19 protein-coding genes are annotated in these 19,379 nt (G+C 38.4%); 9 read left to right on the top strand and 10 right to left on the bottom strand.

Annotated features, from left to right (window positions below):
- Position 1 precedes the first annotated feature (1 nt).
- From DQ356_RS09815 to DQ356_RS09785, 7 genes are all read right to left on the bottom strand, one after another.
- Positions 2 to 1,105: a glycosyltransferase family 4 protein gene (locus DQ356_RS09815; protein WP_114304467.1), complete on the bottom strand. Its 1,104-nt coding sequence runs from the start codon at positions 1,103 to 1,105 to the stop codon at positions 2 to 4.
- Positions 1,102 to 1,878 carry a polysaccharide deacetylase family protein gene (locus tag DQ356_RS09810; RefSeq protein ID WP_114304322.1) on the bottom strand — a complete coding sequence of 259 codons (777 nt, stop codon included), beginning with the start codon at positions 1,876 to 1,878 and terminating at the stop codon, positions 1,102 to 1,104. The genes DQ356_RS09815 and DQ356_RS09810 overlap by 4 nt, the downstream gene beginning before the upstream one ends.
- Entirely contained in the window at positions 1,879 to 2,808 is a 930-nt protein-coding gene (locus DQ356_RS09805; protein WP_114304321.1) for a glycosyltransferase family 2 protein, read from the bottom strand.
- The gene (locus tag DQ356_RS09800) at positions 2,808 to 3,980 is read right to left on the bottom strand and encodes a glycosyltransferase family 87 protein (protein WP_114304320.1); all 1,173 of its coding nucleotides are present in this window, start codon (positions 3,978 to 3,980) and stop codon (positions 2,808 to 2,810) included. The genes DQ356_RS09805 and DQ356_RS09800 overlap by 1 nt, the downstream gene beginning before the upstream one ends.
- A 12-nt stretch (positions 3,981 to 3,992) precedes the next feature.
- Entirely contained in the window at positions 3,993 to 4,805 is an 813-nt protein-coding gene (locus DQ356_RS09795) for a 2,3,4,5-tetrahydropyridine-2,6-dicarboxylate N-succinyltransferase (RefSeq protein WP_114304319.1), read from the bottom strand.
- A 71-nt stretch (positions 4,806 to 4,876) separates the two neighbouring features.
- Positions 4,877 to 5,416 carry a C40 family peptidase gene (locus DQ356_RS09790; protein ID WP_114304318.1) on the bottom strand — a complete coding sequence of 180 codons (540 nt, stop codon included), beginning with the start codon at positions 5,414 to 5,416 and terminating at the stop codon, positions 4,877 to 4,879.
- A 44-nt stretch (positions 5,417 to 5,460) separates the two neighbouring features.
- Positions 5,461 to 6,867 carry an APC family permease gene (locus tag DQ356_RS09785; RefSeq protein ID WP_114304317.1) on the bottom strand — a complete coding sequence of 469 codons (1,407 nt, stop codon included), beginning with the start codon at positions 6,865 to 6,867 and terminating at the stop codon, positions 5,461 to 5,463.
- Between the two features lie 98 nt (positions 6,868 to 6,965).
- On the opposite strand from DQ356_RS09785, the gene DQ356_RS09780 reads away from it, so the two are divergent.
- A complete protein-coding gene (locus DQ356_RS09780) occupies positions 6,966 to 7,472 on the top strand; it encodes a DUF4920 domain-containing protein (protein ID WP_114304316.1) in 507 nt (168 codons plus the stop codon).
- 69 nt (positions 7,473 to 7,541) lie between these two features.
- Here DQ356_RS09780 and DQ356_RS09775 read toward each other — a convergent pair whose 3' ends face one another.
- Positions 7,542 to 8,642, bottom strand: a complete 1,101-nt coding sequence (locus DQ356_RS09775) for a M14 family zinc carboxypeptidase (protein WP_114304315.1) — start codon at positions 8,640 to 8,642, stop codon at positions 7,542 to 7,544.
- 352 nt (positions 8,643 to 8,994) lie between these two features.
- On the opposite strand from DQ356_RS09775, the gene DQ356_RS09770 reads away from it, so the two are divergent.
- The 8 genes from DQ356_RS09770 (at position 8,995) to DQ356_RS09735 (ending at position 17,607) form a co-directional block, all read left to right on the top strand.
- Positions 8,995 to 10,086 carry a TerC/Alx family metal homeostasis membrane protein gene (locus DQ356_RS09770; protein ID WP_114304314.1) on the top strand — a complete coding sequence of 364 codons (1,092 nt, stop codon included), beginning with the start codon at positions 8,995 to 8,997 and terminating at the stop codon, positions 10,084 to 10,086.
- A gap of 153 nt (positions 10,087 to 10,239) precedes the next feature.
- A complete protein-coding gene (locus DQ356_RS09765) occupies positions 10,240 to 10,773 on the top strand; it encodes a helix-turn-helix domain-containing protein (protein WP_114304313.1) in 534 nt (177 codons plus the stop codon).
- 84 nt (positions 10,774 to 10,857) lie between these two features.
- Positions 10,858 to 12,045, top strand: a complete 1,188-nt coding sequence (locus DQ356_RS09760; RefSeq protein WP_114304312.1) for a homogentisate 1,2-dioxygenase — start codon at positions 10,858 to 10,860, stop codon at positions 12,043 to 12,045.
- A gap of 142 nt (positions 12,046 to 12,187) precedes the next feature.
- Positions 12,188 to 13,471 carry an acetyl-CoA hydrolase/transferase family protein gene (locus tag DQ356_RS09755; protein ID WP_114304311.1) on the top strand — a complete coding sequence of 428 codons (1,284 nt, stop codon included), beginning with the start codon at positions 12,188 to 12,190 and terminating at the stop codon, positions 13,469 to 13,471.
- Positions 13,472 to 13,701: 230 nt separating this feature from the next.
- Positions 13,702 to 14,832: a 4-hydroxyphenylpyruvate dioxygenase gene (gene hppD, locus DQ356_RS09750; RefSeq protein ID WP_114304310.1), complete on the top strand. Its 1,131-nt coding sequence runs from the start codon at positions 13,702 to 13,704 to the stop codon at positions 14,830 to 14,832.
- 85 nt (positions 14,833 to 14,917) lie between these two features.
- Entirely contained in the window at positions 14,918 to 15,379 is a 462-nt protein-coding gene (locus tag DQ356_RS09745) for a hypothetical protein (RefSeq protein ID WP_114304309.1), read from the top strand.
- A 124-nt stretch (positions 15,380 to 15,503) separates the two neighbouring features.
- Positions 15,504 to 16,754 (top strand): fumarylacetoacetase, encoded by a 1,251-nt coding sequence (gene fahA / locus DQ356_RS09740; RefSeq protein ID WP_114304308.1) that lies wholly within the window; start codon positions 15,504 to 15,506, stop codon positions 16,752 to 16,754.
- Positions 16,755 to 16,782: 28 nt separating this feature from the next.
- Positions 16,783 to 17,607: a flavin reductase family protein gene (locus DQ356_RS09735; RefSeq protein ID WP_114304307.1), complete on the top strand. Its 825-nt coding sequence runs from the start codon at positions 16,783 to 16,785 to the stop codon at positions 17,605 to 17,607.
- Between the two features lie 50 nt (positions 17,608 to 17,657).
- Here DQ356_RS09735 and DQ356_RS09730 read toward each other — a convergent pair whose 3' ends face one another.
- Complete coding sequence (locus DQ356_RS09730) at positions 17,658 to 18,488, bottom strand: TerC family protein (protein ID WP_114304306.1); 831 nt, start codon at positions 18,486 to 18,488, stop codon at positions 17,658 to 17,660.
- A 48-nt stretch (positions 18,489 to 18,536) separates the two neighbouring features.
- On the bottom strand, positions 18,537 to 19,379 hold the full coding sequence (locus tag DQ356_RS09725) for an alpha/beta hydrolase family protein (RefSeq protein ID WP_114304305.1): 843 nt from the start codon (positions 19,377 to 19,379) through the stop codon (positions 18,537 to 18,539).

The following is a 19,379-nucleotide window of genomic DNA, read 5'->3' as shown; positions in this document are numbered from 1 at the left end:
TTTAACTTTTCAGCACATCTTTGTAAACACTGTTCATTTCTTTTGCAATGATTTCGTCAGAAAACTTCTGAACATATTTAAATCCAATCTCAGCAAGCCTTTTTCTTTCCGTTTCATGATTCCAAAGAAACTTGATTTTTGCGGAAAGGTCTTTTGGATTTTCAGGATCAATGTATAATGCGCCATTTCCTCCCGCTTCAGGAAGTGAACTTTTTCCGCTGGTAATCACTGGTGTTTGGGAGAATAAAGCTTCGATTACCGGAATTCCAAATCCTTCAAAAAAACTGGGATACACGAAAATATCTGCCATTTTATACAACAAAGCGAGTTCTTCCATCGTGAAACCTTCCAGAAAAACAACTTGACTTTCCATCTTATTTCTTTTAAGAAACCGTTTGATTTTTTCCGAATATGCCGTCTTTCTTCCCACAATAACCAATGGAATTTCGGTATTCTGAATCGCCTGAACAATGCTGAACGCATTTTTGCGGGGTTCCACGGTCCCGACATTCAGAAGGAAACGGTCAGGTAAATTGTACTTTTCTTTTAATATTGAAGCTTTATCTTCATTAAAATCTTGTTTAAAAGCCTGATGACAACCTTGATACACCACAGTGATTTTACTTTCAGGAACGTTCAGAAACTGAATAATATCGAGTTTAGTCTGCTCTGAGATGGCAATAATCCGGTCGGCACTTTGCGCAGCTTTTTTAAATTTCCAAAGATGAATTTTCCGGTCAAACCATGAATAATACTGAGGATACCGTTCAAAAATAAGATCGTGAATGGTCACTATTTTTTTAATGGGTTGGGCGTTCCATTTCAAGGGCAGTTCGCCGGACAATCCGTGAAAAATATCTGCCTGCAGATTTTGGGCATCTTTTCCCATTTGATATTGTCTTGCGAGTTTTCCCGAAGTTGTTTTTTCAAAAAATACATGAGGCAGTTCCAGGATTTCTTTTCCTCTTTCGGAAAGATTTTTGTTGAGAAGAATGTATTCATTATCAGGATAATACGTAGCGAGAATCCGAACTAAATCCCTTGAATAATTTCCCAAACCGGAAGTATTGTTGAAAAATCTTTTAGCATCGAAAGCGATTTTCATGAGCGAATGCGTTTTTGAAATTCCTGAAATGTTGTAAATGGGATGTTCTTTTTTTTCAACCAATATAAAAAATCGTCCATTCGCTGAACCATTTGTTCACCTGTATTTTTTGTGGTAATTGCTGAGAGTTTATACTCTTCTTTTTTAATGTCGGAAAATTCCCAGGGATGAAAATAGATGTTCAGGTACTGATCTTTTTTCAGAACATCACGAGTCAGTTTTTTATAAATCCACATCGGAAAGTTATGGAAACTGAGCCAGAATAAAGGAATTCTGAAATTCGGGGAAACAGAAGCCGGAATCTGTAAAACGTTCTCATCAAAGAAAAAAGTGCGGGAAATTTTTAAATTATTGTACCGTCCGGGCAAATACGTTGGATTGACAGAGGAATTATATTCATATCCCGCTGCAGCAACAGCTTTCGGATCGACGGTTCTCATTCTGGGCATGCGAAGTCCTGTCACTTTGACATCAAATAATTCTTCCAGTCGATTTCTGGATTGTAACAGATGTTCTTCTTTAAAATTGGAATGAAACCAGGTATGCGAAGCGAGTTCGTGTCCTTCTTTTAACAGTCTTTCAATCAAAGTTTTACTTTGTTCAGCGAAAATTACTGTTGAAAAAAAAGTAGCTTTTACATTATGTTTTTTGAGCAAATCCAGAATTTTATTTAAACCATCCTGAGAAACTGAAATCTGTTCTTCAAATGGAATATTTCCTTTGTATTCAAAAGGCATATCAAATTCTTCGATATCAAAAGAAAGGAGGATCATTTAAAAATTTTTTGAACGGATGATATAATTGGGACGTTCTTTCACCTGTTTAAAGATTTTCCCCAGATAAATTCCGATGATTCCAAGAATAATCAGCTGTACACCTCCGAAAAATACGACAGTCATAATAAGCGAGGCCCAACCGGAAATTTCAGTATTAGTCGCAAAAGAATGAATTACATAAATTCCGTAACCGAAAATAGCGATGGCAGAAAAAATAAATCCCAAATACACCGCAAAATAAAGTGGTTTTACACTGAAAGCCGTAATTCCTGTGAAAGCGAATTTCATCATTTTCTTCAGATTATAACTGCTTTCTCCGGCATTCCGTTCTCCTGCGGTGAAGTTGATGGTCGTTTGTTTATAGCCAATCCAGCTCGTTAAACCCCGAAGAAAAAGGTCGTCTTCGGTAAAATTTCTGAATTCCTGAACGACGGCAGCATCCAGTAAACGAAAATCCGAACCGCCACCTTTTCTCAGATCTACATCTGAAATTGTAGATAGAAATTTATAAAACAGATGTGAAGTTCTTTTTTTAAAATAAGAAATTTCTTTCGGATAAAACCGGTTGGTCAGCACCACATCAAAACCTTCTTCCCATTTTCTTATCAAATCAGGAATCAGTTCAGGCGGATGTTGCAGATCGCCGTCCATTGAAATAACGGCATTTCCATTGGCGAAATCCATTCCGGCTTTTACGGCTGGCTGATGCCCGAAGTTTCTCGAAAATTCCAGATACTTTATTTCGGAATATTTGCGTGAGAGTTGTTCTAATTTTTCCTGAGTTCGATCTCTGCTGCCGTCATTAATAAAAATAATTTCAAAAGTATACTCCTGCAGCGTTTCAAAAACACCATTAATTTTCTGATACATCAACAATAGATTATCTGCCTCATTAAATACAGGAATGACAATTGAAATCTTTTTCATCAGGTTAATTTATAATCTTTTTCAAAATCTTTGGCCAGCAGTTCATATATGATGCGAAACCAAACAACAGCACATGGTAAGGCTTTCAGAGAGTATTTCATGATGTAATTTTCCTTAATGAATTTCGGGAACAAGTCTGAAAATCCAAAACACGTCAGCACGATTACAAAAATCAGCATTCCGTAAACAATAGCCGATCTCCTTTTCTGGATCAAAAACCAAAGCATAACTCCGGCTACAGCAATAATGAAAGTTGGCGATTCGGAACCTGAGCTGAAAAGCACTACAAAAAGCAATGTAGAAGCCAGAATCATTAGTTGAAACGGCAGATGTTTATACTGTTTAATTCTGAGATAAGGCAGTGCAAAAAGGGCTAATCCGGGAATCAGAAATACCAAATTGGAAATTTCAGCATTGCCCAAAACCCTTCTTACGATTCCCATAATGGAGTAATCCTGGCGGTTTCCCAGAGCCGTATTGGTGCCATTTTTCCTTGCCAAAGCTTCGAACCAGTCTGCATAGGACTGTATGCCAAACTGAGGGCTAGATAGCAACATTGGGAGCAGGAGAAATACACTTCCATACAATAAAAATGATAGAATAAATCTGAATTTATTTTTGATAAAGAAAAATGATGAAAGCCCGACAATTCCGTAGAGTTTTACAAAAAACCCGATCAGCATCGCGATGGCCGACTGCGTTTCTTTTCGTTCGTAAATGTAAATGGCAGAAAGCATCAAAAGGCCTGTGAGCGCAATATTAAACTGCAAACTTACCGATGCTGTAATAAATTCCTGAAGACAAAGCCAGGCAAAAAAAGCTTTTTTTGGCTCTGATAAAGGTAATTTACTGATGGCAAAAATAAATATTAATGTATTGGCCACATTCCAGAGCGGCATCCCAAGCCAATCCGGTAAAAGAGCAAAAGGAGCAATCAGTACACTAAAAAAAACTCCGTAATGATTGGAATCAAAATGAACTTCAGGATATTGCAGGTAAATATTTCTTTCTGCTATTGTATTGGTAAAAACATTTCTGAAAATCAGATAGTTGTTATAGGCACCTTCGCCGCGGAAAAATTTGGACACCGCTGACAGTAAACTTACAACTATGTAAATCCCAAAAATAAATTTGGGATTTGATACGAAGTTCAGAAATCTGGATTTAATCATACACGGTGAAGATTACACTGCCACATTATTTTCTCTCAAAGCATCATTCAGAGAGGTTTTCTTATCAGTAGATTCTTTTCTTTTTCCGATAATTAAAGCACATGGAACCTGATATTCGCCGGCCGGATAATGTTTGGTATAACTTCCGGGAATAACCACAGATCTTGCCGGCACTCTTCCTTTTATTTCAACTGGTTCGTCTCCCGTTACATCTATAATTTTTGTAGACGCCGTCAGCACAACATTGGCACCCAAAACAGCTTCTTTTTCTACATGCACCCCTTCCACTACGATACATCTGGATCCGATGAAACAATCATCTTCTATAATCACGGGAGCTGCCTGAAGCGGTTCCAAAACACCACCAATTCCCACACCACCGCTCAGGTGAACATTTTTTCCGATTTGTGCACAGCTTCCTACAGTTGCCCAGGTATCTACCATAGTTCCGGAATCTACATACGCACCGATATTCACATACGAAGGCATCATAATAACGCCTGAAGCCACGAAACTTCCGTGTCGTGCGATGGCATGCGGAACGACACGAACTCCTTTTTCAGCATAATTTTTCTTCAACGGAATTTTATCATGAAATTCAAACGGGCCCACTTCAATGGTTTCCATAGTTTGAATTGGGAAATACATCACTACCGCTTTTTTCACCCATTCATTTACTTTCCAGCCTTTATCTAAAGGTTCGGCGACCCGAAGTTTTCCCAAATCCAGTTGATGGATGACTTCACGGATAGCAGTTTTGCTTTCTTCATTCTGCAACAGTTCTCTGTTGTCCCAAATCTTTTCAATGGTTTGTTGTAGCGACATATTTTTATTTTAATAACCCTGCAAAAATACAAATAGAAATCTGCAAAAAGTGTATTTGGTTGTGTGAAAAATCAGAACATTCTTCGGGCAAAAAGATAGGCATTATTCCAATATTTTTCATTTAATGAAGAAATAATGACTCCTTTGGAAGTGGAAGAATGAATAAAAGTAATTTCCCCATCTGGATTGATGGTATGTACAATTCCCACATGCGACACTTTTTGACTGGATGAAGTAGCGAAAAATAAGAGATCACCCGGTTTCACTTTTTTTATTTCAACTTCTTCTCCCGATTTACTCTGATCTTCCGAGCGGCGCGGGAGTTTCATTTTATTTTCATCGAAAACCTTGCAAACCAGACCTGAACAGTCAAATCCTGCGGACGTATTTCCGGCATATTTATAAGGAGCACCCAAATATTTCTCTGCATCTTTCAGTAATTCTGTTACCTGATTTGAGTTTTTACCCGAAAAATGAGAAACCAGATTTCTGAGCTCTGCAGTTCTTTCTACTCTTTTTTTATAAGGATCCGGCCTTTTCACTGGTTTTTTTGCAGTGCCGCAAGAAACGACAAGGAATGCTAAAATAAAAATGAGAAATACCTGCTTCATAGGAAAAGTTTAATTCCAAAAATATAAAAATGTTTCGAAATCTGTCAGCTTTTCTTTCTGTTAATGAACCAATAGACCGGCAATGCAATCAAAATCAGTAGGAATCCCGGCCATGTATATTGAGGTTTATACATCATCAGCAGAATACAAAATGCAGAACCGATGAATAAATACAACAACGGAGTGACGGGATACAGCCAGGTTTTGTAAGGCCTTTCAAGTTCAGGTTTTTTGAAGCGAAGATAGATGACGCCAAAAACGGTAATCATATAAAACAGAACAATGACAAAAGAAATCATATCCAACAAATCGCCGTACTGCCCGGAAAGAGCCAGAACAGAAGCCCATATTCCCTGCATCCAGAGTGATTTTTCGGGGACATCATGACGATTATTTTCCATTGCTGATTTAAAAAACAATCCGTCCTTGGCCATGGTTTGATACACTCTGGAACCCGCTAAAACCAACCCGTTAATACATCCAAAAGTGGAAATCATTACCAGAACAGCCATGATAACGGTTCCTATATTACCGAAAATAACTTCTGAAGCGGCTACAGCAGGACGGTTTTTATCTGCAAAAGCGATTCCGTCCCGGTCCAGTGCATTCAGATAAACTAAATTCACCAGGAGGTAAAGCACCATCACTGCTGAAGTTCCCAGAACCATCGATTTCACCACATTTTTCTCGGGATTTTTAATTTCTCCCGAAACAAAAGTGACATTTTCCCAAGCTACTGAACTGAAGACCGAACCCACCATCGCAGCGGCCAATCCGCCAAGAAGTGCAATTCCACTGATAGACTTCCAATTTGTGGGCAAAAGATTATTTCCTACTTCGTTTCCGAAATCCTGAAACGCATTCCATCCAAAACTCATGTTAGAAGCCCATTGCGAATCTTTAATCAGCAAAAATCCAAACAAAATAATTCCGAGAAGTGCCAGAATTTTGGAAGCTGTAAACACATTCTGTAAAAATTTTCCGTTTTTTACTCCCTTAGTATTGATAAAGGTGAGCAGTAAAATAACAATAATGGCCAATATTTGTACCCATGTAATTTTAAAACCACCATTTTGAAAGATCGGTTCAGAATCGTTGAGCGCCGGAACCAGATAAGCGGTAAATTTTCCAAACGCCATGGCAACGGCTGCAATGGTTCCGGTTTGTATCACAGCAAAGAGACCCCAGCCGTAGAGAAAACCCGTCATTCGTCCGAAAATTTCAGTGATGTAAGTAAACTGTCCACCGGCTTTTGGAAACATAGAGGAAAGTTCGCCATAAGAAATGGCTGCCGCCACCGTCATGATTCCCGTAATCACCCAAACTGCTATGAGCCAATATCCTGAACCCAGATTTCTCATCATATCGGAACTGACGATAAAAATTCCGCTTCCGATCATGGATCCCATGACCAGCATTACTGCATCCCAAAGTTTGAGTTGTCTTTTCATATTAATTGAGTAATTATTATCAGAAAGTAAATATAAAATAATTTATATCGAATTTGTATTAGAAAAGTTTTACTAATTTTGGAAAAAATTTTTAAAAAATGAAAAGATTATTATTTTTAATCGCATTAGTATGTGCAACAACAGCATTTGCACAGGAAAAAGAAGCAAAAAAAATCGCTCCGCCTGCCGGAAAAGCCCTCGTAGGAGACTTTTATGGAAGTGAGGTGAAGAACAAAACATTAAAAAAAGCAGTTTCTGTTGCTCAGTTGAATAAAGAACTGGATAAATCTACCAAAGTAGAAAACGCTGTATTAACAGGAAAAGTAACCTCTGTCTGTCCAAAAAAAGGATGTTGGCTGACTGTAGAAAATGATAAAAATGAAACTTTTTTCGTGAAAATGAAGGATTATGCATTCTTTGTTCCGGTCGCTTTGGAAGGTAAAAATGTAGTGCTGGAAGGTGTTGCTGAAAGAAAAATGCTTTCTGTGGAAGAAGCCAGACATTATGCTGAAGATACCAAGAAATCTCAGGAAGAAATTGATGCCATCACCGAACCTCAGGAGCAGAACAGGTTTATGGCATCCGGAATTAAAGTGGTAAAATAATTCTTTTTATATTTCTCAAAATTCTCATACATCAGCTCTATTTCAGTGCTGATTTTTTTATTTCTATTCTCAAATGATCTTAAAATCTACCGCAGCATCCAGTTTGGGATAGGTTTTTTTGGATATAAATTGCTTTTCTGTACAGTCTATTTCTTTCCAGCCTTTTTTCTTTCCACAATCTCCAACTTCCCTCACAATTGGGACAAAAGAGATTTCATCTTTTCCGTTTCTCAGCACTTCCTGATACTGCACTGCAATATCCAGCACACATTCAAAATCTGTGTTCAGCCTTACATTTCTGTAGATAATGTCATAATGTGTTTCTTTATTTTCAGGAATTTCAAAGTATAATTTATAATCATCCGCAGTGCCTTTTAAAGTACTGATGGCATCTAAAGCATGATACAAAGCCAAAGTATAAAACTTACGGGTGCGTTCCCTTTTATAGTCTTCCGGAAAATGTCCTCCTTCAAAAAGAATGGTAGCCATTTTGAGTCTGGTAAAATTATCACCGACAGAAGTGGGATAAAATTCATCTGTATAACGTCCGATTCTGTGAGGAAGTAGTGGTTTCATTTCTCTATAAATCTGAGAGATTACCGCCATTGCTTTCTTACGGGTTGCAGTGAGAGTCCGTTCTGCATTTTCGGAAGGTGCTAAAAAAGAAAGAGTAGCTGGATGTTCGCCGTCTGTGGTAAAAATAGTTCTCTGTTCATGAAGGTTCAACCCGTACTGATAATCTCCCTGATCAAAAATTCTCTTTAAAATTCTGAATTCCTGACTTGCCTGCTGGTGAAAATCACGGTTCAAATCAATTTCTAAAGCATTTCTTCTCGTCCATTTTTCAGCACCGTCCGGATTCAGCATCACGATAAAATCCAACGAAATATTCTGAAAAATACTTTCTTTAAGTTCGGGATGCGCTGAAAATGTTTCCAAAAGATCCAGCAATGCATGAGTTCCGTTGCTTTCATTTCCGTGCATTTGAGACCATGCCATTACTTTCGTTTTCCCTTTGCCCAAAGACAACATATAGACAGGTTTACCCAAAGAAGAAGTTCCTATCTGAGAAAGATAATCGCTGAGATTGTTCTGTAAATAATTTTCCAGAATTGCGGGCGATATATAGCGATTTGGGAAATGGGGATTTCGAGTATAGTATTTTTCCATTGAGATGAGTGGCGTTTTACAATTCTCAAAAATAATTTTTTTTCATCTTGAAAACAAGAATAACATTTGTAAATTCAACAAACATGTTAAAATGACAGTTTGTCTGTGGATAATTTTGTGGATTAACATATGCTTAATTAAATATTGTAATAAATTGTAAATGAGTTAAATAATATTTTTAATTATAGTAAGGATTCATATTTACTTTAAGGGCTAGAAACTGCATTTTATAGAAAATTTAGTTATTTCATTAAACATATTATAAGTTTCTAAAAAGCCGCCTGCAAAAGTATTTACATTTGTTAATAAAGAGGATTTAGTTTTTTTAAATATCTTTGCGTTTTAAATTTTTATGAGCAGCGAAATATTATTTTTAACAGGATTTCTCATTTTTATCCTTATTATTTTAGCCATAGACCTGAATATGGGTAAGAAATCTGGTGGTGTAGTTTCAATGAAGAAGGCCGGTCTTATGAGCTTTTTTGTGGTTGCCCTTTCGATGGGGTTTTATGTTGTTCTTCTCACTTACGGACATCATCTCCACGGAATCGACAGTATTGAAAAACTTCAGTCGGTCATTACAAAGCATCAGCATCCTGTTCATATTATTCCGTCTGATTTGGAACATTCCATTAAACTGTACAATCAAAACCTTGGGTTAGAATATCTCACCGGTTATATTGTTGAGTACGCTCTTTCGGTGGATAATATATTTGTAATGATACTGGTATTTTCTGCTTTCGGTGTTGCAGAAAGAAATTATCATCGGGTGTTGTTCTGGGGGATTTTGGGTGCTATTGTCATGCGTTTCATCTTCATCTTCGTAGGCGCAGCACTGATCGCAAAGTTCGGCTGGATAATGTATGTTTTTGGAGCTTTCCTCGTCATCACTGGAGTAAGAATGTTTCTGAACCGTAATGAAAACGAAGAAATCGATACGAAAAATCACCCCGTAGTCAGGTTTGCCAATAAATATTTCAAGGTACATCATGAGTTCGTAGGCCAGAAATTCTGGGTCACAGTTGACGGTATAAAGAAAATGACTCCATTATTTCTCGTTTTGCTCATCATAGAAGCGACCGATTTGATCTTCGCTGTAGACAGTATTCCTGCAATCTTTTCGGTGACCAAGGATCCGTATATTGTATTTTTCTCTAACATCTTTGCGATTATCGGGCTCCGTTCTATGTTCTTCTTATTAGCCGGAATTATTGATAAATTCAGGTTTCTTAAAATCGGACTTGCAGCACTGCTCACCTTTATCGGTCTCAAAATGATACTGCATCATCAACTTGCAGATATTGGTTTTGAAACCTCTCATTCCCTTATTATTATTGTATCCATTCTCGCGATAAGCATTATTACATCGCTGCTTTTTCCTCAGAAAAAGAAAGAACGCAAATTGAAATATGATCAGGATAATGACGATCATATCAGACATTAATTTACAATATTAAAATTTGTTTAAATTTGAAAGCCAGTACTTTGAGTGCTGGCTTTTACTTTTGTAAAATACTACTTACGTGAATTAATTACATTTGTATTTTAATAATGTAAATTATAGTTTTACATTTGTATTTATAAATAATTTGAACGGATGAGCCTGAATGAAAGAATTGCAGAAATAATTGAGTACTCTAAGCTGAGCGCTTCAGAATTTGCTGATGCTGTAGAAGTACAGCGGTCGTCCATTTCGCATATTACTTCCGGAAGAAACAAGCCTTCCCTAGACTTCATAATAAAAGTCAAAAATTATTTGCCTCAACTGGAATGGGACTGGCTGATAAAAGGAGAAGGAGACATGTTGACTTCAGACAAAACTGCTGAAGAAGAAACGGAAGCCAAAGCAAAACCCACTTCCCTCCCCGATCTGTTTTCACTGATTGATGATGATGAATTTGGAAATACAGAATCCGAAGACCGAACACGAAGAAAATTTCCTCAAGATGAAGTGCAGCGAGATTTTCCTAAACCAAAACCAGAGGGCGTTCAGGGTAATTTAAACGATTCTCAGAGATTAGCAACGAAAGAAAATGCAGAACTGAATCACAACACTGATAATCAAACAGATAAAATAAAAAGAATTGTGATGTTCTTTGAAAGCGGAAAGTTTGAAAGCTACGAACCTTAATTCCCAATATTGATTTGAATTTGATATTTCTGGAATTTTAGTTTTGGTGAATAATTTGTAATTTTACAAAAATCAAATACTGCAATGAGATATATACAATCTGGAAAAATTCCACCGAAAAGACATACTGTTTTCAAATCTGAAGAAGGTGCTTATTATTATGAACAACTTTTCGGCACCGAAGGTTTTCACGGAATCTCTTCTCTTCTGTATCACATTCATCGTCCTACGCAGATAAAAAGCATCGGGAAGCCCAAAGATGTTACGCCAAAAATTGCAGTTCCCAAAAACGTGACACCCAGAATGTTCAAAGGAATGAATGTTTCCGCTGAAGACGATTTTCTTGACAGCCGGAAGATTCTGATGCTGAATAATGATCTGAAAATGGGACTCGCAAAGCCAAGAAAATCAACAGATTATTTCTATAAAAATGCTGAGTGTGATGAATTACTGTATATTCATCAGGGATCCGGGACTTTAAAAACTTTCGTGGGAAATCTTGATTTTTCGTTTGGCGATTACCTGATTATTCCGCGCGGTACTATTTATCAGATTCATTTTAGCGATGAAAATAATGTTCTTTTTGTATTGGAAAGCCATTCTCCCATTTATACTCCGAAAAGATATAGAAATGAATTCGGTCAGCTATTGGAACACTCCCCTTTCTGTGAAAGAGATGTGGTAGCACCCGAATTTTTCGAACCAAAAGATGAAAAAGGTGAATTTCTCATCAAAGTAAAAAAAGAAAATCAGATTTGGGATTTCGTTTATGCTACGCACCCGTTTGATGTTGTAGGTTGGGATGGTTATTTCTATCCTTATAAATTTAATATTAAAAATTTTGAACCGATCACGGGCAGAATACATCTTCCGCCGCCGATTCATCAGAATTTCGAAGCCCATAATTTTGTAGTTTGTTCTTTTGTGGCGCGTATGTACGACTATCATCCGCTTGCCGTACCCGCACCGTACAATCATTCCAATATTGACAGTGATGAAGTTTTATTTTATACTGAAGGAGATTTTATGAGCCGAAATCATATTGATTTGATGGATTTTACCCTTCATCCCGGCGGCATTGTTCACGGCCCGCATCCTGGAGCTATGGAACGCAGTATCGGGAAAAAATTTACAGAAGAATATGCTGTGATGGTAGATCCTTTCCGCCCTTTGCAACTTACGGAAGAAGCGATGAAAGTGGAAGATCCGTCCTACGCATTCAGCTGGCTCGAAAATGAAGAAAATTATCTGCACGACCGGTCTCAGGAATAATAATTTATAAAACAAACGGTTCAGGATTTCTGAACCTTTTTTATGATAAATTTCACCAAAATATTACGCCTTCCTTGATAAATCTCAGGTGAGGCTCCTCGGCAAATCATTAACTTTGAACAGTAATCCTAATAAGAAAACTATGTATAATTATGTAAGTGCGGCAGAAGCCATTTCACTAATCAACAGCGGAGACCGGATTTTTTTTCACGGAAGTGCGTGTACTCCAAACTATCTCATCGAAGAGCTTGCGCAACATGCACACAGATTAAGAGATGTAGAGATTGTTTCCATTACTGTGCAGGGAAATGTACCCATCGCCCAACCGGAATATAAGGACAGTTTTTACATTAATTCTCTTTTTGTTTCCACACCGGTGCGTGAGGCCGTAAACAGCGAAAGAGGAGATTTTGTTCCGGTTTTTCTGAGTGAAATCCCGAATTTGTTCAGAAGAGGTTATCTTCCGCTGGACGTTGCCCTCATCACGGTTTCGCCGCCGGACAAACATGGTTACTGTTCTTTGGGCACTTCAGTAGATGTGGCTAGAAGTGCTGTAGACTCGGCAAAAATCATTATTGCACAGGTAAATCCAAAAATGCCCAGAACGCATGGAGATGCGATGGTTCATGTTCAGAGAATTCACAAAATGGTTTGGCATGAATCGGAATTGCTTACCGTAGATTACGGATCCAAAGTTGGGCCGGAAGAACTGAAAATAGGGGGAATTATTGCCGGAATGATTGACGACAGATCCACGCTGCAAATGGGAATCGGCACTATTCCGGATGCCGTTCTTAGCTGTCTTCACAATCATAAAGACTTGGGAGTACATACTGAAATGCTCAGCGATGGAATTGTAGATTTGGTAGATAAAGATATTATCACCAATAAATATAAAGGAACCCATCTGAACAGAACCATCACGAGTTTTGCTTTCGGTACGAAGAAATTGTATGATTATATCGATGATAATCCCTCTTTCTCTTTTATGGATGTAGCGCACGTCAACAATCCTACCGTGATCAAGAAAAATAAAAAACTGGTTGCGATCAATTCTGCCATAGAAGTAGATCTCACCGGACAGGTTTGTGCTGACAGTATCGGAACTTTACAGTTCAGCGGAATTGGTGGGCAGATGGATTTCATTAGAGGTGCTTCATTAAGTGAAGACGGGAAACCGATTATTGCCATTACTTCCCGTACTAAAAAAGGACTGCCGAGAATCGTCCCTTATCTGAAACAGGGTGCCGGAGTAGTGACTACCAGAGGTCATATTCATTGGGTAGTAACGGAATATGGTGCTGTAAATCTTTACGGACAGAATATGAGGCAACGTGCCAAATCGCTCATCGAAATTGCACATCCGGATGATCGGGAAATGCTGGATAAATTTTGTTTTGAAAGATTTAAGGATCATGCGATATAAGAAAATCCCCGTCTCAGGTGAAACGGGGATCTCTTTTACTAAAAATAGATGCAGTTCAAGAACCGCAGCCCTTCATAGTTTAAAACTTTTACTTTTTTACTTGATACAAATATAGACTTTATTTTATATCAAACAACTATATATTGAAACATAAATCAAACTTATTTACATTATTTAATTTTCAGAGAAATTCGTAACTTGCGGTATATAAATTTAAACAAAATTTCAAGATGTCAACACTTACATTTGCTGAAAAAATAGCCAAAGCAGAGAATTTTTTGCCCATTAATGGAACAGATTATATTGAATTTTATGTAGGCAATGCGAAACAGGCGGCGCATTTTTACAAAACCGCTTTCGGATTTCAGAGCTTGGCTTATGCAGGCCCTGAAACAGGAGTCCGGGATCGTGCTTCTTATGTTTTGCAACAGGGAAAAATCAAACTTGTTCTTACGACAGGACTGAAATCTGACTCACCTATTAATGAACACGTAAAAAAACACGGTGACGGTGTGAAAGTTCTTGCCCTGTGGGTAGATGACGCATATAGTGCTTTTGAAGAAACTACAAAACGCGGTGGAAAACCTTACCTGGAACCTGTTACCATTACTGATGAACATGGCGAAATTCGCATGTCGGGAATATATACTTACGGCGAAACAGTTCACATGTTTGTGGAAAGAAAAAATTATAAAGGTGCGTTTATGCCCGGCTACGAAAAATGGGAAAGTGATTACAATCCTTCTGATGTAGGATTATTATATGTAGATCATTGTGTCGGAAATGTAGATTGGAACAGAATGTTGCCCGTTGTAAAATGGTATGAAGAAGTAATGGGATTTGTGAATATTTTAAGTTTCGATGATAAGCAAATTAATACTGAATATTCTGCGCTCATGTCCAAAGTGATGTCCAATGGAAACGGTTATGCCAAATTCCCGATCAACGAACCTGCAGAAGGAAAGAGAAAATCACAGGTAGAGGAATATCTGGATTTTTATGAAGGAGAAGGAGTTCAACATATCGCCGTGGCCACCAAAGATATCATCAAAACGGTTACTGAACTGAAATCCAGAGGGGTAGAATTTCTCTCTGCTCCTCCGGAAGCGTATTATGAAATGGTTCCTGAGCGTGTTGGGGAAATAGATGAAGACATCAAAAAACTTCAGGATCTGGGAATTCTGATCGACTGTGATGAAGAAGGATACCTGCTTCAGATCTTCACCAAACCCGTGGAAGACCGCCCTACTCTTTTTTATGAAATTATCGAAAGACACGGAGCCCAAAGTTTCGGTGCCGGAAATTTCAAGGCATTATTTGAAGCGTTGGAAAGAGAACAGGAAAGAAGAGGAAATCTTTAATAAACCTCTCCAAAAGAACTATTTTATTTGTCAAAAAAGATGGACTGGTATTTGTACATACTAGTCCATCTTTATTTTACACCTTATGAAAAAAAACCTGCTCCTCCTCAGCTTCGTATTACTTTTTGGCATTACTTCAGCCCAGTTGAATGTTGTTAATTATTCATTAGATCAATTGGAACAGAATAAACGCGTCAACAGCAATCTCGAAAACGAATCTCTGGATAATAAAAAATTTGTTCTCATCAAAGATTTTGAGGATCATACAGAACGCCATTTCATCATTCTTAAAGGAAACAAAGCAACATTTATTGAAATATTTGACGACAAAACCACAGGAGAATCGCATTCCAATGTTTTTTCTGGAGATGTTTTGCGTACACGACATAATATGATTTCATTGAGATTTGATACGCTGGAACGCGAAAAACTTTCCGTTCCCGTTGTAAAATCTTTGTTGTTGAAAAAACAGCAAACTCATCTTTATCTTACCGATATCAACACCCAGGAACGCTGGATGGATGAGAATTCGCTGGTAATGAAATAGTTTATCATCATAAAAATAACCCTGAGTTTAGAGCCGGTCTCTGAACTTTTTTTAGTATTTTTAGGGTTCAAAACCTGATGTGAAAAATGTTGGGAATTCAGTCATTTAATCAAAAAATATATCAATGAAATCTTTCGTAAACTATCCTGAAAATTCCGATTTTTCTATTTATAATATTCCCTTCGGAGTAGCTGTTTTTAATAAAGAATATATTGCCTGCGCAACACGGATCGGCGATATTGTTATCGACCTCGCTACGCTGTACGACTTTGGTTATTTTAATGATGTGGAAGGCATCAACGACAATGTTTTTGAAGCTTATACGCTCAATGAATTTATTGAACTAGGGAAACCTGTCACCACTGCAGTGCGCAAAAAAATACAGGAATTATTGCTGGAAGGCTCGCTGCTTTCCAAAGATGAAAAATCTATAGAAGAATGTTTCTACAATCTGGATCAGGTGAAGATGATGATGCCGGTTCATGTGCCTAATTACACGGATTTCTACAGCAGTATCGAACATGCTACCAATGTTGGAAAAATGTTCCGGAATCCTGCCAATGCACTATTGCCCAACTGGAAACATTTGCCGGTAGGATATCATGGAAGAGCCTCTTCCATTGTTATTTCAGGAACCGATATTCACAGGCCGAAAGGGCAAATGAAACCTGCCGATGCGGATTCCCCAGTTTTCGGACCTTGCAAACAACTGGATTTTGAATTGGAAATGGCTTTTATTGTCAATAAAAATACAGAAATGGGAGAAAGTATTTCCACTTCTCAGGCTGAAGATGCCATTTTTGGAATGGTGATTTTCAATGACTGGTCCGCACGCGACATTCAAAGCTGGGAATATGTTCCTTTAGGCCCGTTTTTAGGGAAGAATTTTGGTAGTTCTGTTTCTCCTTGGGTTGTTACATTAGAAGCTTTGGAACCGTTCCGAACGGCTTCTCCACAACAGGAACCCGAAGTTCTGGATTATCTGAAATTCAGTGGCGACAAGAATTTTGACATTCAGCTGGAAGTGTATCTTCAGCCGGCAAAAGGAACCGAAGCCCTCATTTCTAAAAGCAATTACAAATTTATGTACTGGAATATGTGTCAGCAATTGGCGCATCACACCGTCAACGGATGTAATGTGGAAGTTGGCGATATGTACGCTTCGGGGACGATTTCCGGCACGGACAGCAATTCTTTCGGATCGATGTTGGAACTTACCTGGCGCGGACAGAATCCATTGAAGTTAAATGACGGACAGGAGCGGAAATTTATTGAGGATCACGATACCGTCATCATGAGAGGATGGGCACAGAAAGGTGATATTCGCGTCGGATTCGGTGGAGTTACAGGAACTATTTTGCCTGCGATTTTATAAATTTTCTCCATCAGATTAAACTTTAAAAATGAAGACAATCATCCCTTCTGAAGTTTCGGCGCCGGAACTTCAGATGATCATGCAAACTGCGATCGCACCGCGTCCTATCGCCTTGGCTTCTACCCTAGATCAAGAAGGAAATATCAACCTTTCGCCTTTCAGTTTTTTCAATATGTTCAGTACGGTACCGCCGGTCATTATTTTTTCACCGGCAAGAAGAGTTCGGGACAATACCACCAAACATACACTGCAGAATATTCTGGAAGTTCCGGAAGTGGTGATTGGAACAGTGAATTATCCTATCGTTCAACAGATTTCATTGGCCTCTACAGAGTATGATAAAGAGGAAAATGAGTTCATTAAATCCGGGCTCACGATGAAAGATGCGGATCTGATAAAGCCAAAATTAATTTCCGAATGTCCGGTAAATTTTGAATGCAAAGTACAGGAAGTAAAACCTTTGGGAACTGAAGGCGGAGCCGGAAATCTTATTATCTGTGAAGTCGTGAAAATTCATATCCGTGAGGAATATCTGAATGAACACGGACTTTTGGATCAGAAAAAACTGGATATTGTAGCCAGGCTTGGTGCCAACTGGTATTCAAGAAATAACGAAGACAACCTTTTTGAAGTTCCGAAACCATTGGTCACAAAAGGAATCGGTTTCGACCAATTGCCCGATGCCATAAAGCTCAGCACCATTTTTACGGGCAATGATCTGGGAATGTTGGCCAACGTGGAAAAACTTCCGGAAGGAAATTATTCTGATAATCAGCAGATTCATCTTAAAGCGCAGAAACTGCTTTCAGAAAAGAAAATCGACGAAGCGTGGAAATTGATAACAGGTCAATGATAACAAAAAGGCTGCTCCCAATCAGGAAACAGCCTTTTTTTGTAGCTTTTCTAAAGATCCTGATGTTCATCTATTTCCAGACTGTTTTTCAGATCAGGATTCAATTTTCGTACTCTTGATGCTTTGCTTCTTATCCGGATATTTATAAATTCCACCGCCAGACTGAAGGCAAGACAGGAATAAATGATATTTTTACTTACATGCTGATGGATACCTTCTGCCACTAGCATCACACCGATGACGACTAAAAATGCCAACGCTAAAATCTGCAGACTCGGATGTTTATTGATCACTCTAGATATAGGACCGGCAAACACCATCATGATGCCTATAGAAACAACAACGGCGATAATCATCAGCATCACATTATCCACCAGTCCGATTGCGGTAAGAATACTGTCAAGAGAAAATACCATATCAATCAGAATAATCTGGAAAATAACCATAAACATCAGGCTTGATGCTGCAGACGGTTTTTTGGTTTTCTCCACTTGATCTACCTGCATTTTATGATGAATTTCCAGTGTACTTTTTCCAATCAGAAATATACCTCCGGCCAGAAGAATAATATCTTTCCAGCTCAGTTGCAAAGGCAAATCGCTTCCCGGTTCCTCCAGCCAATCCAGAGTGAGGACCGGTTCTTTCAAACCGATAATCCAGCTGATCATCAATAAAAGAATGATTCTGAAAATCATGGCGAATGCCAACCCCAGATTTCGGGCAAACCTTTGTTTTTCTTTAGGAAGTTTGTCCGAAATAATCGAAATAAAAATAATATTGTCTACTCCCAGAACGATTTCCAGAAACGTAAGCGTAAGAAGTGACACCCAGATTTGCGGATTGGCAAAATTAGGCCAGTCGAGAGCGGTCAAAAAATCCATAGTTTATTTTTTTGAAACGCAAATATAAAAGGTTCTGCACTTCCACTTTTACAATTTTTTTTTCAAAAATTCAATAATTTCGGCAACGGCTGCTTCCAGATGCTCCGGAAGAAAATCCTCATCCCACGGTTCGCTGCTGCCAAAACTGTGGTTAGCGTCGGGAATCATTTTGAGTTCAGAAGCTTTGCACCATTCGTGCAGCAGAAAAGCTTCTTTTTCTTTCACTGTCTCATCTTCGGCAGGATGTACAATCAGAAATGGTTTTTCAAGATGTTGTGCCGCATACTGAATATTCAGCCGTTCTTCATTTTCCTTGTAATTCTGATACAGCTGAAAATCATGAGGCATCTGCTGGCCTGTCCGGGCATTTTCAGAATACATGACGCCTTTATCTTCCCATTCTTTCAGTCTGTCGCCAGTCGGAAATCGATAACCAAAATTACAAACCCCCGCCATCGTGACGAGAACCTTCACCCGCTCGTCTTCAAATGCTTGAAGCACTGTAATTCCGCCGCCACGACTGTGTCCGGTAATGGCAATCCGCTCAGAATTCACTTCTTTTCTTTCAGTAAAATGTGAAATAACAGCATGATAATCTGACAATTCTTTCGTAAAATTATTCAAGCCGAAAGCTTCCAGATTAGCAAATTCGGAAGGTCTCTCCAGAGTCGTTCCGTTGTGGGAAAAATTAAATTTAACAAAGAAATAACCGGCTTTTGCGAATTCAAGCGCCATAAGATCCCACGCTCCCCAATCTTTATATCCTTTGTAACCGTGCACGAAAAACACGATGGGAAGCGGTTCAGTAGATTCTATATAAAATGAGTCTGCCAAAAAATCTCTGGTTTCGGGATTTGAAATAACGATATTTCTTTCGATCATCAACTTCAT

Origin of the sequence: Chryseobacterium lacus, from assembly GCF_003336205.1 — a bacterium.
Lineage (GTDB): Bacteria > Bacteroidota > Bacteroidia > Flavobacteriales > Weeksellaceae > Chryseobacterium_A > Chryseobacterium_A lacus.
Note: the sequence above shows the minus strand (reverse complement) of the source record. Positions and strands in the feature narration are given on the sequence as shown.

What these genes read in the sequence shown, in the direction of transcription:
- DQ356_RS09815 (WP_114304467.1), bottom strand. Translation starts at nt 1,105, where the DNA reads ATGAAAATCGCTTTCGATGCTAAAAGATTTTTCAACAATACTTCCGGT.
- DQ356_RS09810 (WP_114304322.1), bottom strand. Translation starts at nt 1,878, where the DNA reads ATGATCCTCCTTTCTTTTGATATCGAAGAATTTGATATGCCTTTTGAA.
- DQ356_RS09805 (WP_114304321.1), bottom strand. Translation starts at nt 2,808, where the DNA reads ATGAAAAAGATTTCAATTGTCATTCCTGTATTTAATGAGGCAGATAAT.
- DQ356_RS09800 (WP_114304320.1), bottom strand. Translation starts at nt 3,980, where the DNA reads ATGATTAAATCCAGATTTCTGAACTTCGTATCAAATCCCAAATTTATT.
- DQ356_RS09795 (WP_114304319.1), bottom strand. Translation starts at nt 4,805, where the DNA reads ATGTCGCTACAACAAACCATTGAAAAGATTTGGGACAACAGAGAACTG.
- DQ356_RS09790 (WP_114304318.1), bottom strand. Translation starts at nt 5,416, where the DNA reads ATGAAGCAGGTATTTCTCATTTTTATTTTAGCATTCCTTGTCGTTTCT.
- DQ356_RS09785 (WP_114304317.1), bottom strand. Translation starts at nt 6,867, where the DNA reads ATGAAAAGACAACTCAAACTTTGGGATGCAGTAATGCTGGTCATGGGA.
- DQ356_RS09780 (WP_114304316.1), top strand. Translation starts at nt 6,966, where the DNA reads ATGAAAAGATTATTATTTTTAATCGCATTAGTATGTGCAACAACAGCA.
- DQ356_RS09775 (WP_114304315.1), bottom strand. Translation starts at nt 8,642, where the DNA reads ATGGAAAAATACTATACTCGAAATCCCCATTTCCCAAATCGCTATATA.
- DQ356_RS09770 (WP_114304314.1), top strand. Translation starts at nt 8,995, where the DNA reads ATGAGCAGCGAAATATTATTTTTAACAGGATTTCTCATTTTTATCCTT.
- DQ356_RS09765 (WP_114304313.1), top strand. Translation starts at nt 10,240, where the DNA reads ATGAGCCTGAATGAAAGAATTGCAGAAATAATTGAGTACTCTAAGCTG.
- DQ356_RS09760 (WP_114304312.1), top strand. Translation starts at nt 10,858, where the DNA reads ATGAGATATATACAATCTGGAAAAATTCCACCGAAAAGACATACTGTT.
- DQ356_RS09755 (WP_114304311.1), top strand. Translation starts at nt 12,188, where the DNA reads ATGTATAATTATGTAAGTGCGGCAGAAGCCATTTCACTAATCAACAGC.
- hppD (WP_114304310.1), top strand. Translation starts at nt 13,702, where the DNA reads ATGTCAACACTTACATTTGCTGAAAAAATAGCCAAAGCAGAGAATTTT.
- DQ356_RS09745 (WP_114304309.1), top strand. Translation starts at nt 14,918, where the DNA reads ATGAAAAAAAACCTGCTCCTCCTCAGCTTCGTATTACTTTTTGGCATT.
- fahA (WP_114304308.1), top strand. Translation starts at nt 15,504, where the DNA reads ATGAAATCTTTCGTAAACTATCCTGAAAATTCCGATTTTTCTATTTAT.
- DQ356_RS09735 (WP_114304307.1), top strand. Translation starts at nt 16,783, where the DNA reads ATGAAGACAATCATCCCTTCTGAAGTTTCGGCGCCGGAACTTCAGATG.
- DQ356_RS09730 (WP_114304306.1), bottom strand. Translation starts at nt 18,488, where the DNA reads ATGGATTTTTTGACCGCTCTCGACTGGCCTAATTTTGCCAATCCGCAA.
- DQ356_RS09725 (WP_114304305.1), bottom strand. Translation starts at nt 19,379, where the DNA reads ATGAAGTTGATGATCGAAAGAAATATCGTTATTTCAAATCCCGAAACC.